15 protein-coding genes, 1 pseudogene and 1 riboswitch are annotated in these 16521 nt (G+C 30.4%); of the genes and pseudogenes, 2 read left to right on the plus strand and 14 right to left on the minus strand.

What is annotated here, in order from left to right; genetic code table 11:
- Positions 1–98 precede the first annotated feature (98 nt).
- Positions 99–1475 carry an MATE family efflux transporter gene (locus BUB34_RS07575; RefSeq protein WP_143153348.1) on the plus strand — a complete coding sequence of 459 codons (1377 nt, stop codon included), beginning with the start codon at positions 99–101 and terminating at the stop codon, positions 1473–1475.
- Between the two features lie 74 nt (positions 1476–1549).
- Here the strand turns inward: BUB34_RS07575 and BUB34_RS07580 are convergent, their stop codons facing one another.
- From BUB34_RS07580 to BUB34_RS07600, 4 genes and pseudogenes are all read right to left on the minus strand, one after another.
- Positions 1550–1753, minus strand: a complete 204-nt coding sequence (locus BUB34_RS07580) for a helix-turn-helix transcriptional regulator (RefSeq protein ID WP_073126121.1) — start codon at positions 1751–1753, stop codon at positions 1550–1552.
- Positions 1754–1758: 5 nt separating this feature from the next.
- On the minus strand, positions 1759–2121 hold the full coding sequence (locus tag BUB34_RS07585; protein ID WP_073126123.1) for a DUF3796 domain-containing protein: 363 nt from the start codon (positions 2119–2121) through the stop codon (positions 1759–1761).
- 43 nt (positions 2122–2164) lie between these two features.
- A pseudogene (locus tag BUB34_RS13560) lies at positions 2165–2707 on the minus strand (ATP-binding cassette domain-containing protein).
- Positions 2708–2951: 244 nt separating this feature from the next.
- A complete protein-coding gene (locus BUB34_RS07600; RefSeq protein WP_073126126.1) occupies positions 2952–3200 on the minus strand; it encodes a hypothetical protein in 249 nt (82 codons plus the stop codon).
- Positions 3201–3485: 285 nt separating this feature from the next.
- Here BUB34_RS07600 and BUB34_RS07605 point away from each other — a divergent pair, with 285 nt between their 5' ends.
- A complete protein-coding gene (locus BUB34_RS07605) occupies positions 3486–3812 on the plus strand; it encodes a transposase (protein ID WP_278276710.1) in 327 nt (108 codons plus the stop codon).
- Between the two features lie 253 nt (positions 3813–4065).
- Here BUB34_RS07605 and tsaD read toward each other — a convergent pair whose 3' ends face one another.
- The 10 genes from tsaD to hpf form a co-directional block, all read right to left on the minus strand.
- Entirely contained in the window at positions 4066–5082 is a 1017-nt protein-coding gene (gene tsaD / locus BUB34_RS07610; protein WP_073126129.1) for a tRNA (adenosine(37)-N6)-threonylcarbamoyltransferase complex transferase subunit TsaD, read from the minus strand.
- Between the two features lie 3 nt (positions 5083–5085).
- Positions 5086–5541 (minus strand): ribosomal protein S18-alanine N-acetyltransferase, encoded by a 456-nt coding sequence (rimI, locus tag BUB34_RS07615; RefSeq protein WP_073126131.1) that lies wholly within the window; start codon positions 5539–5541, stop codon positions 5086–5088.
- Positions 5531–6247, minus strand: coding sequence for a tRNA (adenosine(37)-N6)-threonylcarbamoyltransferase complex dimerization subunit type 1 TsaB (gene tsaB / locus BUB34_RS07620; RefSeq protein WP_073126133.1), 717 nt, complete (start codon positions 6245–6247; stop codon positions 5531–5533). The genes rimI and tsaB overlap by 11 nt, the downstream gene beginning before the upstream one ends.
- Positions 6247–6699, minus strand: coding sequence for a tRNA (adenosine(37)-N6)-threonylcarbamoyltransferase complex ATPase subunit type 1 TsaE (tsaE, locus tag BUB34_RS07625; RefSeq protein WP_073126135.1), 453 nt, complete (start codon positions 6697–6699; stop codon positions 6247–6249). The genes tsaB and tsaE overlap by 1 nt, the downstream gene beginning before the upstream one ends.
- Positions 6700–7023: 324 nt before the next feature.
- Entirely contained in the window at positions 7024–7632 is a 609-nt protein-coding gene (locus tag BUB34_RS07630) for an ECF transporter S component (RefSeq protein WP_073126136.1), read from the minus strand.
- A gap of 120 nt (positions 7633–7752) precedes the next feature.
- A riboswitch (FMN riboswitch) is annotated at positions 7753–7871 on the minus strand.
- Between the two features lie 99 nt (positions 7872–7970).
- The gene (locus tag BUB34_RS07635; protein ID WP_073126138.1) at positions 7971–9128 is read right to left on the minus strand and encodes an amidohydrolase; all 1158 of its coding nucleotides are present in this window, start codon (positions 9126–9128) and stop codon (positions 7971–7973) included.
- 30 nt (positions 9129–9158) lie between these two features.
- The gene (locus BUB34_RS07640; RefSeq protein ID WP_073126141.1) at positions 9159–11300 is read right to left on the minus strand and encodes a Tex family protein; all 2142 of its coding nucleotides are present in this window, start codon (positions 11298–11300) and stop codon (positions 9159–9161) included.
- A gap of 59 nt (positions 11301–11359) precedes the next feature.
- A protein-coding gene (prfB, locus tag BUB34_RS07645; protein ID WP_143153350.1) for a peptide chain release factor 2 occupies positions 11360–12470 on the minus strand; the annotation gives its coding sequence in 2 pieces (ribosomal slippage) (positions 11360–12394 and positions 12396–12470; 1110 coding nt in all).
- 14 nt (positions 12471–12484) lie between these two features.
- Positions 12485–15157: a preprotein translocase subunit SecA gene (secA, locus tag BUB34_RS07650; RefSeq protein ID WP_073126145.1), complete on the minus strand. Its 2673-nt coding sequence runs from the start codon at positions 15155–15157 to the stop codon at positions 12485–12487.
- A 226-nt stretch (positions 15158–15383) separates the two neighbouring features.
- Positions 15384–15932 carry a ribosome hibernation-promoting factor, HPF/YfiA family gene (gene hpf, locus BUB34_RS07655; RefSeq protein WP_073126147.1) on the minus strand — a complete coding sequence of 183 codons (549 nt, stop codon included), beginning with the start codon at positions 15930–15932 and terminating at the stop codon, positions 15384–15386.
- Between the last annotated feature and the right edge of the window lie 589 nt (positions 15933–16521).

The raw sequence follows: 16521 nt of genomic DNA on the forward strand, positions 1-16521 counted from the left end.
AACTGTTTTTGAATGTTTTTTTATGTATTATTGCTTACCTTGAGTATACTATTTGTGATATGATGTATATCGTTACATTATATTCTGGAGGTGGTTATTTGAGGAAAATATTCCCTTTAAACGATGATAGTAAAAGGTTTTATAAAATACTTTTTTCATTATGTATACCTATTATTATTCAAAATCTTATTTCTACTTCTGTAAACATAATAGATACTGTTATGATTAGTAGTTTGGGTGAGACATCTGTAGCTTCTATAGGAGTTGCAAACCAATTTTTCTTTTTATTTAGTATGTCTCTATCGGGTATTACAGGGGGAGCTGGAGTTTTTATATCCCAGTTTTTTGGTAAAAAAGATGCTAATAATATAAAAAAGGTTACAGGTTTAAGTACAATACTTGCAATAATACTTAGTTTAATATTTGTAGTTCCTGCTTTACTTGTACCCGAATCGATAATTCATATATTCTCATACGATCCTGATGTTGTGAGATTATGCAGTGAATATCTTAGAATAGTAATATTGGGGTACCCTCTAATATCTATTAGTATTGTGTTTAGTATGGGATCTAGGGGTGTTAGAAATCCTAACTTAGGTATGTTTTGTAGTGCAATTGCTTTGGTAACCAATGTAATTTTAAATTACGGTCTTATATTTGGTCATTTTGGGTTGCCTGCACTTGGTGTAAAGGGTGCCGCTATAGCTACTGTAATAGCTAGAGTAGTTGAATTAATTTTAATACTTGGATATGTCTACATCTTGAAAAAAGACTACATATTAAAGTTTACTCTAAAACATTTAAAGTCTATAGATAAAGTTTTTGTAAATTCATTTTTCTCAAAAAGTATGCCTATATTTTTTAATGACTCTGCGTGGGCAGTGGGGACGGTATTATATTCTGTAGCATACGCAAAAGCAGGAACTTCTGCTATTGCAGCTAGCCAAATAGCTACTAGTACAGGAAACTTTTTTATTATGACTTCTGTTTGTATAGCAATCGGGGCTTCTATCATGCTTGGAAATGAACTTGGTGCTGATCATATAGACCGTGCAACACAATATGCTAAAAAATTCTCAATTCTTGTTTTTGTAGCTGGATTGTTATTTGGTTTACTTTTAATTATTAATATACCATTTTTACTAAAGATATTTAGTGTTTCACAAGCTCTAAAATCAGATATAACTAAAATATTTATTATAATGGGTATCTTTATGGCTCTTAAATCATTCAATACTCTTATAATAATCGGTATTTTAAGAAGTGGTGGAGATACTAAATATGCACTATTTTTAGAGTTGGGCTGTATGTGGTTGGCCTCTCTTCCATTAACTTTTATTGGAGCTGTTAAGGGTTATCCAATCTTTGTACTTGTTTTATTAACTTACTCAGAAGAAATAGTTAAATTTATCTTTGGAGTACCTAGAGCGCTGTCTAAGAAGTGGGCAACAAATATTGTTAAGGATATTGATTAGACTTTGCTTCAGTAGAACTGTACATAAAGCTTATTCTTAGCTTCATGTACAGTTTTGTTGCATTTATCTGCAAATTAAAGTTTAAATATAAATAATTCTTCAATCGGAATATTCAGTTCCTTAGATATCCTGACTGCTAATTCAAGCGATGGATTGTATTTTGCATTTTCTAGTCGAGCAATGGTTTCTCTTCTAACATTAACCCTCTTGGCTAGTTCCTCTTGGGTTAATTCATTGAACTGACGATATTTTTTTAAATTACTAATAAACTTTGTCATTATCTTTATTTTCCTAAGTCAAATTTGTAAGTTAAAAAAGCCCATAAATTCATTGATATTGCAAAAGTTAGCGCTATTATTAATACTTGCATTCTATATAAAGTTAATAAATCTACTGTGTACAATCTAATTAATACACTTGATACAACTGCTATGACAAATCCTATGTAAAAAGATATGACTCCTGCCCTATTTTTATTATATATTAATCTTTCATCTTCAACATCACCTAATTTACGCCACCAATAACTAGCCAAGTTTCCAAAAAAACCAAAATACAAAAGCCCTAATGGATCACCCTGTAATTCTTTAAATCCTAATAAGCCGAAAAATGCAAACAGAATCGAATATTTTTTTATCCCTTTCATTAATAAATCTCCCTTGTTAACATGATATATTTGTATCTTTGTATTACATATATATCACATCAAGAATTAATTTATTCCTAAAAAATAAAATCTGGTAGGTTGTCTCATCCGCTAATATTATATCACATGGTTTTAATATAATTCTTGCTATAGAATATCTTTGTTGTTCTCCACCTGATAACTCGTATATTTTAGATTTAGTATTTATATTTAAACCAACCTTTTTTAAAGCATTTTATTTTCTTTTTTATTTTTTTGAATATGTTAAAGCTATATCTAAGTTTTTATCAATACTTTCAGAATCTATTAATGCATAGTTTTGGAATAAATACGATACTTTATTTCTAAGCAATTTATTTAATTTATTATTAGTTATTTTAGTTACATCTTTATCAAAAAGTATGACTTTTCCACTATCTATTTTTTCAATTAATCCAATTATATTCAATAAAGTTGTTTTGCTAATTCCAATTTTTACTTTTATTACTACAAATTCACCTTTATAGATCTCTATGTTAAAATTGTTTAAAATTTTACGGTTACCATACGATTTTACTATATTATTGAGTTTACATATTACTTCCATAGATTTACTCTCCTTTTAAAACCTCTATTTTTTTTCTTTTCAATTTTAATTATACTTATAAAAGAATATATAAAATCTAAAGATGATAGCAAAATTATTGTTTTTAAAAAATTATTGTCTATAATAAAAAACTTTAAATACAAAAAGAAGTAAAAGCATCTTTAAATATGCTTTTACTTCTTTTTGTATTCGAAGTTAGAAATTTATCTATTGATATATCTTTAAAATTTAATTATAATTCCCATCATTTTATTTTGCTTATATTTTTAATTTCGGTTAACCTGTAAAGTCCAATAGAAAATAATATTCCACCAATTATTTGAATCATATACATATAACTTTTAAATATTTCAATTGATACTTTTTCATCTACACCAATATCGGTTAAAAAGCTATCTCTTAGCCAAAATGCAAGTGATACATTCGATAATAATAGTAATAATCCGGCACATATTAATACTATATTTATTGTTGTATAATGTTTTTTATACATTAATATCCCCTCTAATTTGAGTTATTAAATACTAATTTTATAATATAATTCTGCAAATATTTTATACATCCTTCATTATCTTATAAGAAATTTGTATTTTTTGAAATTTTCCAACAATACTAATGTTTTCATGATATTTTTAAAAAACAAAGATTCTACTGCAAACACTGTAATGAGTCATTTATTGCTGAAACTCCACTTACAGACAAATGGTGTTTTATTTCCAGAGTACTTAGAAGTAAAGAAATTAAAACTAGTAAAAAATATCTTCCTAGAGTACTTGGAATAGATGAATTTAAGTCTCTAAAATCAGTTGATGCTGCAATGAGTGTAAATTTAGTTAATAATGAAACTGGAAAAGTTTTTGATATTTTACCTGATAGAAGAAAACATTACTTGAGACAGTATTTCTTGTCATATTCTAAAGAAGTAAGAGAAAAGGTTGAATTTATAACTACTGATATGTATGAGACGTACATAGAACTAGGTAAAGAATTGTTTCCAAATGCTACGATTATCCTAGATAAATTCCATCTTGTACAACTTTTAACTAGAAATATAAAAAAATTTAAGATTAAGAGTATTACTAAGGGAAAAAATACAAGAATTTAAAAACAGCATCTATATAGGTAAACTGTATTAGATGCTGCCTTTAAAAATTAAATACTGACTTCATCAACGTTATTTAACAAAGAGCCTAAAATTTATCAGAGGTTTTGACCTTTACGAACCACATCAAATATTGGACAAGTATTCTTAACGCAGGGCTATGTGAATATAAATTGTAGCGACATTGCAGCTTGACTGCCTGGAGCACAATTTATATCACATAGCCCGAAGCGGTAATACGAGAACAAATTCTAATTTATCTTTGTCCTATTTTTAGGTTCGGAACTGCATTTAAACTCATATCATGAGTTCTTCCTTTTATATAATTATAATATCCTGCACACCCTATCATAGCTGCATTATCGGTACATAAGATTAGTGGTGGGTATTTAATTTCTATGTTAAATTCTTTTGCCTGATTTGTAATTTTTTCTCTAAGTGCGGAATTTGATGCGACTCCTCCAGCTAAAGCTATTGTTCTATATCCTCTTTCTCTCGCTGCTTTTATGGCTTTTGTAGATAGCACTTCTACTACAGCCTCTTGGAAGGATGCTGCAACGTCTTCTACTACAATTTCTTCTTTTTTCATTTTCTTTGCATTTAGGTAATTTAAAACTGATGATTTTAGTCCGCTAAAACTAAAATCATAACCATCATCTAAATAAGCTCTTGGGAATTCTATTGCGTGTTTGTTCCCTTTTTTAGCTAAGTTATCAATTATAGGTCCACCTGGGTATCCTAAGTTCATAGCTCTTGCAATTTTATCAAAAGCTTCTCCAGATGCATCGTCTCTAGTTTTTCCCAATATTTCATACTCTCCATAGTCTTTTACCTCTACTAAGTGTGTATGTCCACCAGACACTATCAATGTTATAAATGGTGGCTTTAAGTCCTTGTGTTCTATATAGTTAGCACTTACGTGACCTTCTATGTGGTTTACTCCTACAAGTGGTATATTAAGAGAGTATGCTAATGCTTTTGCATGTGAAAGTCCTACTAATAATGCTCCTACTAGGCCTGGTCCATAAGTGACCGCAACATGATCTATATCCTTAAATTTAATTCCTGCCTTATCCAAAGCTTGCTGCACTACTACATCTATATTTTCAATATGTTTTCTAGATGCTACTTCTGGTACTACACCACCAAATTTTTTGTGTAGTTCTATCTGTGTTGAAATTATATTTGACAATACTTCTCTTCCGTTTTTTAAAACTGCTGCTGCTGTTTCATCACAACTACTTTCTATAGCTAATGTTATTATATCTTTCATAAGTTACACCTCTTTTATCTGGTTCCACATTATAATTGCATCTTCTTTGTTATCACTATAATATTCTTTTCTAACTCCAACCATTTTAAACCCGTACTTTTTATACAGATTTTGTGCTATAGTATTTGAACTTCTAACCTCTAATGTCATTGCTAAAATACTATTTTTTCTACATAGTTCAACCAATGATTTTATTAGCTTGTCTCCAATTTTTTGGCCTCTATAGTCTTTATGCACTGCTACGTTAGTTATATGTCCTTCATCCACAATAAGCCATATACCAACATAACCAACTATTTTTCCACCAAGTTTGGCTACTATATATCTAGCTACATCATTTGAAAGTTCTTTTTTAAAAGAATCTTTGGACCAATAATCCTCAAAACAACTTTTTTCTACTTCAAAGACACCATCTATATCAGACAGAGTCATAGGCTCTATTATTATATTATTTTCCATCATTTAACCTCTTCATTTTTTCGTCATATTGAACTTCTGCTTGAGATTTTCTAATATACATAGGATTTATTGTATAACAAGATTCAATATTTTCTCCTTGATTATACTTTTCAAGAGCAATTGAACATAGACTACTTGCTTTAGTCACATTGTGAGAAGGAGAAGGTATTGATATATTTTCTATATCTTTTAATTTTTCTTCGTATTTATACACAGCCTCTCCGATTAGTATGTAATCATCCTCACTAGATGATATTTCATTTATAAGTTTGTCTATTTCTAAAACATCAGTATCATTTATCTGAACTAACCTATTTCCTATATATTCAAATTTAGCTGTATACACTTGATTTCTCTGTGCATCTAATATTGAACATATTTTTTTATCGCATAAGTTCATATTAGCAGCTAACATTTCTAAAGATGTAACACCTACTATAGGAATGTTATTTACATGTGCAATTGCCTTTGCTGTAGCCATACCTATTCTTAACCCTGTAAATGAACCCGGTCCTACACATATACCTATTAAATCTATATCATTTATATTTAAGTCACTCTCTTTTAGCATATTTTCTATCATAGGCATAAGTTTTTGAGAATGAGTTTTTTTAGTGTTAATAGTATATTCACAAACTAACTGATTGTCTTCTATAACTGCCACACTAGCTGCCATTGTGGAAGTGTCTATCCCTAATATTCTCATTACTTAATCAACTCCTCAACAATTTTTTCGTATTTTTCTCCTTTTGGAGTTAATATCATCTCTCTTGCCATTTCCTTATATTTTAACTCTACGTACAGATATTCATCAGGAAGTATATCCTCTATTAAATTTGCCCATTCTATAATGCAAACTCCATCAGAGTTTATGTACTCATCATAACCTATATCATACATTTCTTCACTACAACCTATTCTATATACATCAAAATGGTATAAAGGAAGTCTTCCTTCGTATTCATTTACAATAGTAAAGGTCGGACTTGTTATATAATCATCTACTTCTAGGGCCTTAGCTAAACTCTGAGTCATCGTAGTTTTCCCAGCTCCTAGGTCTCCTATTAGACAAATTACACTCCCAGGCTCTACTAATTTTCCTAGTTTGTATCCTATTTCTTTTGTCTTTTCTTCATTTTCTAAATATATTTTAACCATCAATTCATCTCCGTAATTAGCTATTTTAGCTATTATTATCAGTACAATTCATTTAAAATTATCTACTAATTTTAGATAATTAAAACTAAATGCCAGTATATTATAAATTTATTAATAGTCGATAACAACTATTATCAACTAGATATTATTATATTATAACAAAGTTTCATTATAAAGACCTTATCTGTACAAACTTTTATAGTCTCCTATTTAATACATCAGATTTAATTTTTCAACTAATAAAAAAATAAAACTATGATATTTCTCAATTTAAAAAGGTATGTATTTAATCTTATCAAAATACATACCCAATAAATTCTTATATTATTTTTTAAGTAGCGCCGCCATTTTTTTATATAGAGGTAGTGTTATTAAAGACATCATTGTCGCCTTTACTATGTTAAATGGCACTATCATCCATAATGTAAATGTTAATAAATCATGAACTTTAGGATTTATTACTGAACCCATACCTATTATCGCATCTAAGCCCATTAAGTTTCCATAAAACGGAAGCATAACAAAGTAATTCATAAATCCACCTACTACAGCCATACCTATTGTTCCCACTACAAAACCTGTTAGAACTCCTTTTATATCAGATCTTCTCTTATATGAATAGCAAAGTATATACACATAAGTTCCGCCTATTAATATATTTGCAATTTCCCCTATTCCTCCTGTAGTTGTGGCAGTTATTAATTGTAGTAAATTCTTTATTACAACTATCATAAATCCAGCCATTGGGCCCATAGCCATCCCACCAAATATAGCTGGTATATCTGATATATCAAGCTTTAAAAAATCTGGAAATATTCCAGGAATTGGTGCTGATATAAACATAAGTATATATGCTATTGCTGATAGTATTGCAACCTTCACTAAAGTTTTTGTTGATAATCTACTACATGTTTTTCTTGATTCAATATTCATAAATAATTCCTCCTAATATTCCTACTAGAAAAAATAAAAAGCTCGAAGATTTCATCTTCGAGCTTTTATGGTTATATATAAAAATACAAATTCATGTAATTTAATATAATTCTATTCCATAACTCTCTTCTCTCATCCAGACTTTACTGTCGGCTTTGGAATTTCACCAAATCATACTACAAAAGTAGTTCGCGGGCTATACCGCCGGTAGGGAATTTCACCCTGCCCCGAAGATCTTCTTTGCTATTTTATTTTTCTTCTATGTATAGAATACTCAATACCTATTGCTATGTCAACTTAAATTTATCCGTTTAATCTTTAAATTCTTTAAGTTTATACTATCTTTTATAAACTACCTTGCCGTCTATTATTGTATATAGCACATTGCTCTCTATTCTTAAAGGTAAGTTGTCCCATATAACTAAATCTGCATCTTTACCAACTTCTATGGATCCTACTCTATCATCTATACCTAGGGTTTTAGCTGGGTTTATTGTAATTGACTTTAAAGCTTCTTCTTCCTTCATACCGTGCTTAACAGCAATACCTGCACATACAGGTAAGTACTGAACTGGTATTACTGGATGATCAGTCATTAAAGATACATCTAATCCTGAATTAGATAAAATTCCAGCTGTTTCAAAAGTTAAGTTTCTAAGTTCTATTTTAGATCTCTCTGATAATGATGGTCCTACTACTACTGGATAATTTTCATCTGCTAATTCTTCAGCTATAAGATGACCCTCTGTACAATGATCTAAAGTAAGTTTCACATTAAACTCTTTGGCTATTCTTATCGCTGTAAATATATCATCAGCCCTATGTGCATGAACCTTAAAAGGTATTTCTCCCTTTAAAACAGGTATTAAACTCTCCATTTTCATATCATATTCTGGCTTATCCTGATCTTCATGCTCTTCATATATCTCCAAGTCTTCCAAATACTCCTCTGCCTTCTTTAAATTTTCTCTTAGAAGTGCAGCTATTGCCATCCTAGTTTGAGGCATTTTTTCATCCTGACCATAACAGCTTTTTGGATTTTCTCCAAATGCTATTTTTGATGCAACAGGATTTTTTATTATCATATTATCTATTCTTCTTCCAAATGTCTTTATGGCTATACACTGTCCGCCCATTACATTTGCACTCCCTGGAGTAGTACATACTGATGTAATTCCACCCTCATAAGCCTCTTTAAATGTTCTGTCCATAGGATTAATTCCATCTATTGGATTTAATTGAGGAGTTATTGGATCTGTCTCTTCATTTCCATCTGCTCCTTCAAATCCCATACCATCTTCCCAAAGTCCTAAGTGTGTATGGGCATCTATAAACCCTGGAAATATATATTTTCCTTTTGCATCTATAATTTTTGCATCTAAAGGAGCTACTATATCTTTTCCTATTTCAGCTATTTTGCCATTTTTTATTAAAATATCGCCTTCTATTACTCCATTTGTTATTGTATTTATACTTCCATTTTTTATAAAAATCATATAATCTCCTCCTCAAGTGCATGCTCTACTTTATATTTTCATAGATAAAGCTACTCTTTGCTTATTTAAATCGATACCTATTACTTTAACATCTACTATATCCCCAACTGTAACTATACTCATAGGGTCTTTTACAAATGTTTTACTCATCTCTGACTTATGAACTAACCCATCATTTTTTATACCAATATCAACGAATGCTCCAAAATCTACTACATTTCTTACAGTTCCTTTTAAAATCATTCCCTCTTGTATATCTTCTATTTTTAAAACATCAGTTCTAAGTATAGGTTTGATACCTTCTTCTCTAGGGTCTCTACCCGGTTTTTTTATTTCAGAAATTATATCTTTAAGTGTAACCTGTCCAACTTCTAGTTTTTCACTTAATTCCTTTAATCCAATCTCTTTTACCCTAATATCTATATCTTCTATATTTCTATTTTTTACATCATCTAGTGAATATCCTATCATCTCTAACATCTTTTTGCATACATCATAACTCTCTGGATGCACACCTGTGTTATCTAAAGGATTTTTTGCGTTTATAATTCTCATAAATCCAGCACACTGAGTAAATGCTTGTGGTCCCAACCTCTTTACTTTTTTTAATTGAGCCCTAGAAGTAAAATCTCCATTTTCTTCTCTATAAGCTACTATATTTTTAGATATTGTTTTACTTATACCTGCTATATGTTCTAATAAAGAGTATGACGCCGTGTTTAAATCTACTCCAACGCTATTTACCGAATCCTCTACCACTCCAGACAATACTTCTTCTAGTCTTTTTTTGTTTAAGTCATGTTGGTATTGCCCTACTCCTATACTCTTTGGATCTATTTTTACAAGTTCTGCAAGAGGATCTTGTAATCTTCTTCCTATAGATATTGCCCCTCTTATAGAAACATTTATATCAGGGTGTTCTTCATTAGCAAGTTCTGATGCCGAATAAACTGATGCTCCTGCCTCACTGACTATTACATACTGAACTTCCTCATTTATTTCCTTTATCATATCTGATACAAACTTCTCTGATTCTCTTGAAGCTGTCCCGTTTCCTATAGCAATTACATCTATATTGTATTTCTTAATTAACTCTTTTAAAGTCTTTTTTGCACCTTCAACATTATTTTGGGGCTCTGTAGGATAAACAGTTGTATAGTCTAGTAGCCTTCCGTTTTTATCTACTACAGCTATTTTACAACCTGTTCTAAATGCTGGGTCAAATCCCATAACGACCTTGTCCTTTAGCGGTGGTTGAAGAAGTAAACTCTTTATATTTTTACCAAATACGCTTATAGCTCTCTCCTGAGCTATCTCAGTCAAATGATTTCTTATTTCTCTTTCTATAGACGGGAAAATTAACCTTTTATAAGAGTCCTCTATAGCTGCTACTATTTCTTCTTTGTTGTTTATATTATTATTTTTTACATACTCATTTATTATAAAATTAAGTACTTTATCGTTATTAATTTCTAGTTTTACCTTTAGCAGATTTTCTTTTTCTCCTCTATTCACTGCTAGTGTTCTATGAGGAGCCATGTTTTTTACACCCTCACTATAATCATAATACATCTCATAAACAGATTTCTCATCTGTTGTGTTTTTTGTAACTATGACACCTTCTCTTAGAGCTAATTCCCTAATATGTTTTCTTATCTTAGCATCGTCTGATACTATTTCAGCTATTATATCTCTTGCCCCATCCAAAGCATCTTTTTCAGAGTTGACTTGTTTTTCTTCGTTTATGTACTTAGCGGCCTCTTTTTGTATATCTTCTATATTATTTTTTAAGATAGATAAAGCAAGTTCCTCTAACCCTTTTTCCTTAGCTATAGTTGCCCTAGTTCTTTTCTTTTGTTTGTATGGTGCGTAAATATCTTCTACTTCTTGAAGTGTATTTGCTTTTTCTATATTTTTCTTTATTTCATCTGTAAGTTTACCTTGTTCATATATTATCCTTATTACATCATCTTTTCTAGTTTGCAAATTTCTAAGGTATATTAGTTTCTCATAGAACTGTCTTAAAGTGACATCACTCATTTCACCAGTCATTTCTTTTCTATATCTAGCGATAAATGGTATAGTGTTACCTTCGTCTATAAGCTTTATAGTATTATTTATTTGTTCATCTCTAAGATTGAATTCTTGTTTTAAAATTGCATTTATATCCATGGTACCTATCCCCTTTGCTTAAAATAAGGCTTAAGAATTAAATTCTCAAGCCTTATATCTTAATTTTTTGTTTTATTCATTTTTAGATATTCATTCATAAAGAAGTCTATATTTCCATCCATAACACTATCAACATTTCCTACTTCTGCATTGGTTCTATGATCCTTTACCAATTTATATGGTTGGAATACATAGGATCTTATCTGACTTCCCCATGTTATTTGAGAATATTTTCCCTGTATATCTTCTATTTTTTCTTTTTGTTCTAATTCTTTAATTTCTATAAGTTTTGCCATAAGCATTTTCATGGCTCTATCTTTATTTAAGTGTTGCGATCTCTCATTTTGACACTGAACAACTATGCCTGTAGGTATATGAGTTACTCTTACAGCCGAATCTGTAGTATTTACATGTTGACCTCCAGCACCAGAAGCTCTATATGTGTCTATTTTCAAATCTGATTGATTGATATCTATCTGGATATCATTATCTAGTTCTGGTGTAACATCTATAGATGCAAAAGATGTATGTCTTTTACCAGAAGTGTCAAATGGAGATATTCTAACTAGCCTGTGGACCCCTTTTTCACTTTTTAGGTATCCATATGCATTGAAACCTTCTACCAATAATACAGCTGTTTTTATACCCGCTGCTGGGTCTGAGATTAGGTCTAACAGTTTAACCTTATGACCTTTTCCCTCTGCCCATCTTATATACATTCTAAGTAGCATCTGAGCCCAATCTTGAGCATCTAATCCACCAGTCCCAGCATTTATAGATACAATTGCATTATTTTTATCATATTCTCCATTTAAAAGAGTCTTTATTCTCATATTATCTATATTTTTTTTAAGATTTTCAATAGACTTTTCTATATCACTCTCAACAGAACTATCATCTTCTTCTAGTCCTATTTCAATCAATATTTCTATCTCTTCTACTATCTCTTTTAATGAATTATACTCATCTACTGTTTCTTTTAAAACTTTTGTAGATTGTAGCAGATTTTGTGCTGACTCGTTGTCATTCCAAAAATCTTCCTTGCTCATTTTTTGTTCATTGTCTTTGATTTTAGAATTTAATCTATCTATGTCAAAGAGAATCCCTCAATTCTTCTATATTTGAGGTTAGCTTTTCTAAACTATATTTATATTCTTTTATGTTTAACACCTATTCCTCCTAAATTACTTTCCACAACATTTTTTATATTTTTTGCCACTTCCACAAGGGCATTCATCATTTCTTCCTACTTGCTCATCTTTTCTTACAGTTTTATTCTCTGGTTCGTCGCTTGCACTAGAAGATATCTTTTCTAGGTCCACCACTTGTTTTCTTTCAACTGGTGCCTCTACTGTTATATTAAACAGATATTTAACTGTGTCTTCTTGAATATGTTTAGTCATTTCATCAAACATATCAAATCCTTCTATCTTGTATGCAACTACAGGGTCCTGTTGTCCTATAGCACGAAGGCCTATACCTTGACGTAACTGATCCATAGCATCTATATGATCCATCCAGTGGCTATCAACAGATTGAAGAAGTATAACTCTTTCTACCTCTCTCATTCTCTCAGAACCAACTAGTTCTTCTTTAGCTCCATATATTTTCATTGCTATTTCATAAACTTTTTCTACTATTTCAGACTGATTTAATTTTTCTATGTCAGGTATTTCTATGCTTCCTTTAGGCATGAATTGATGATACATATATTCTTTGAATCCTTCTTCATTAAATCCAGTTTCTATAAAGTAAGCATTTACACCTTCTTCTATTATAGAATGTATCATACCCTCTATCTGCTCTTTTAAGTTTTCTCCAGCTAGAACACGACTTCTCTCTCCATACATTATCTCTCTTTGCTTGTTCATAACATCATCGTATTGAAGTACATGTTTTCTTATCCCAAAGTTTTTACCTTCTACTTTCTTTTGTGCACCTTCTATAGACTTACTTAGTATCTTGTGTTCTATAGGCATATCTTCCTCTAGACCTATCTTATCTACTATTCTAGATATCTTGTCACTTCCAAATAGTCTCATTAGATCATCATCTAGTGCTATGTAGAATCTTGAACTTCCTGGGTCACCTTGACGCCCAGCACGACCTCTTAACTGGTTATCTATTCTTCTAGCCTCGTGGCGTTCTGTACCAATTATAGCCAATCCACCAGCCTCTATAACCTGTTTTTGTTCTTCTTCTGTTTGTTTTTTATATTTTGTAAGTAATTTGTCATACTCCTGCTTAGCTTTTAATATTTCATCATTTTCATCTAGTTCTGAAGCGTCTAGTGCAGAATCTACCTTATTTATTATATCTTCACTATACCCTAATCTTTTCATTTCTTTTTTAGTTAAAAATACAGGGTTACCTCCTAAAACTATATCCGTACCACGTCCTGCCATATTAGTAGCAATTGTTACTGCCCCTAATCTACCAGCTTGTGCTATTATTTCTGCCTCTTTATCATGGTGTTTTGCATTTAATACCTCATGCTTAACCCCTCTTCTCTTTAGTAACTGAGATAATAACTCGGATTTTTCTATTGAAACTGTACCTACAAGTATAGGCTGCTTAACTTTTGTTCTTTCTATTATATCTTCAACTACCGCATTAAATTTACCTATTTGGTTTTTGTAAACTGCATCTGGTAAATCCTCTCTTATAACTGGTTTATTAGTTGGAATTTGGAAAACATCCATTTTGTATATTGCTTTAAATTCTTCTTCCTCTGTTTTTGCAGTACCAGTCATACCAGCAATTTTATTGTACATTCTAAAGTAATTTTGGAACGTTACAGTAGCCAAAGTTTTAGATTCTCTTTGTATTTTCAATCCTTCTTTAGCCTCTATTGCTTGGTGTAATCCTTCTGAGTATCTTCTACCAAACATAAGTCTTCCTGTAAACTCATCTACTATTACTATTTCTCCATCTTTAGCAACATAATCAACATCACTTTTCATTATTTTATGCGCTCTTAGAGCTTGGTTTATATGATGATATAGTTCAGTGTGAGCTATATCTGTTATATTATCAACATTAAAGTATACTTCTGCTTTTTGTATACCTGATTCAGTTAGTGATATTGATTTTTGTTTTTCATCTAATTCGTAATCACCTTCTCTTAGAGTTAAAACAAATGTATTTGCATCAGAGTATAAATGAGTAGATTTATCCCCAGGTCCTGATATTATAAGTGGAGTTCTTGCCTCATCTATAAGTATTGAATCGACCTCATCGACTATAGCATAGTTAAGTTCCCTTTGAACCATTTGTTCTTTATGAATAACCATGTTATCTTTTAGGTAGTCAAATCCGTATTCATTGTTTGTACCATAAGTTATATCACAATTATACTGTTCTCTTCTAACAGTTGGATTTTGACCATGAACGATTACCCCTACTGTCATTCCTAAAAACTCATATATTTTTCCCATCTCTTCTTTATCACGCTTTGCCAAGTAATCATTTACTGTTACTACATGTACCCCTTTACCCGTAAGCGCATTTAAATAAACAGGTGCTGTTGCAACTAAAGTTTTCCCTTCACCTGTTTTCATCTCAGCTATTCTACCCTGATGAAGAACTATTCCTCCAATAAGCTGAACCCTATAGTGTCTCATTCCTAATACTCTCTTAGATGCTTCTCTAACAACCGCAAAAGCTTCTGGTAATATATCATCCAAGCTTTCACCCTTAGCTATTCTATCTTTAAATATATTAGTCATGTTTTTAAGTTCTTTATCTGACATACTAGAAAACTTAGATTCAAAAGAATCTATTACGTCTACTGTTTTATTAAATTTCTTTAGTTCTTTTTTATCTGCCATATTAAATAAGCTATCCATAAAACCCATGTTAAACATCTCTCCTCGTGCTTTTATTGTACTAATATTCATTTTACCATAAAAATTGTATATTTAATATTAATTTAAAATCCTATCTAGGTATTAGTTTCAGTATTCTATTTATGTACATAATTTTAGTATATAATTCAAATTTATGTATAATCACGTTGAAAAAGCTACCAATAATTAAATTTTTACCGGTAGCTTAAAGTTATATAGATAAATCTAAATTATATTATTCGTGTTCTATTAGTCCATATCCTCCTGATTTTCTTTTATATACTGTGGATATATCGTCTGTATCTACATTTCTAAACATATAAAATTCATGACCTATTAATTCCATTTGTAGCACTGCTTCCTCTGGACTCATAGGTTTCATATCAAACTTTTTACGTCTTTTTATAACTATTTCTAAATCAGTATCCTCCTCTAATTCATTTGTATCCTCAGTAAAATCTGTTCCTTCGTATTTAATGCTCTTACTAGTTTGTGTTCTATCTATTAGTTTGTTCTTATATCTTCTAAGTTGTCTATTTAACTTATCATAAACAACATCTATTGCCGCATATAAATTCTCTTCACTATCCTCTGCTCTAATTATAGGTCCACTTATAGGAATTATTGTAACTTCAATAGTTTGTCTCGCTTTTTTTGCCCTCACAGTAACTCTAACCTCTGTATTTGGATGAAGATAATGATCTATTCTTCCTAATTTCTCTTCTATTGCAGCTTTTATTCCAGGAGTCAACTCCATTTGTTTTCCAGATATTATCATATTCATAAGATTATCTCCCTTCAGTTATCATATTACGAATTCTAAAAAACCTTTGTTTTTATTGTTTACTTTTATATTTTATTATATTCAACTAACAATAATTCTTTTTAAAGTCTTAAAGCATAATAAATCGATTTTTTGGAAAATGTTTTCAATATAATCAAATATTTTTTTGGTATGAAATTTATTTATTCCCATGGTGTGGATTAATAATATGCATAATCCCTGTGGATAATGTGGACAGATATGTTAATAACTCTTGATAGTTACTCTTAAGGCTATTTTTTTGTAAATTTCTATCCACAGAAATGTGGATTTATTGTTATTAATTTGTGTATTTATGTCAAAATTTAATATCTTATATATTTTTTATATGTATATGAAAATGTTAACATCATTATATTTGATAAATTAAAATTCCTTATATAATAATTTCCTGATACGTAAAAAAAAGTACCCCTAAAGGTACTTTGAATATTTAGCTGACCTGGTTTTTGACCCCACACTCGCCTACTGGAACTTTCGCTTGGGTTTGCCGCACTATTAATTCTCTCGATTTGTTATCGGTAGGTCTTACTTCTAAGCCGCACCATGA

Source organism: Asaccharospora irregularis DSM 2635, assembly GCF_900129815.1.
Taxonomy (GTDB): Bacteria; Bacillota; Clostridia; order Peptostreptococcales; family Peptostreptococcaceae; genus Asaccharospora; species Asaccharospora irregularis.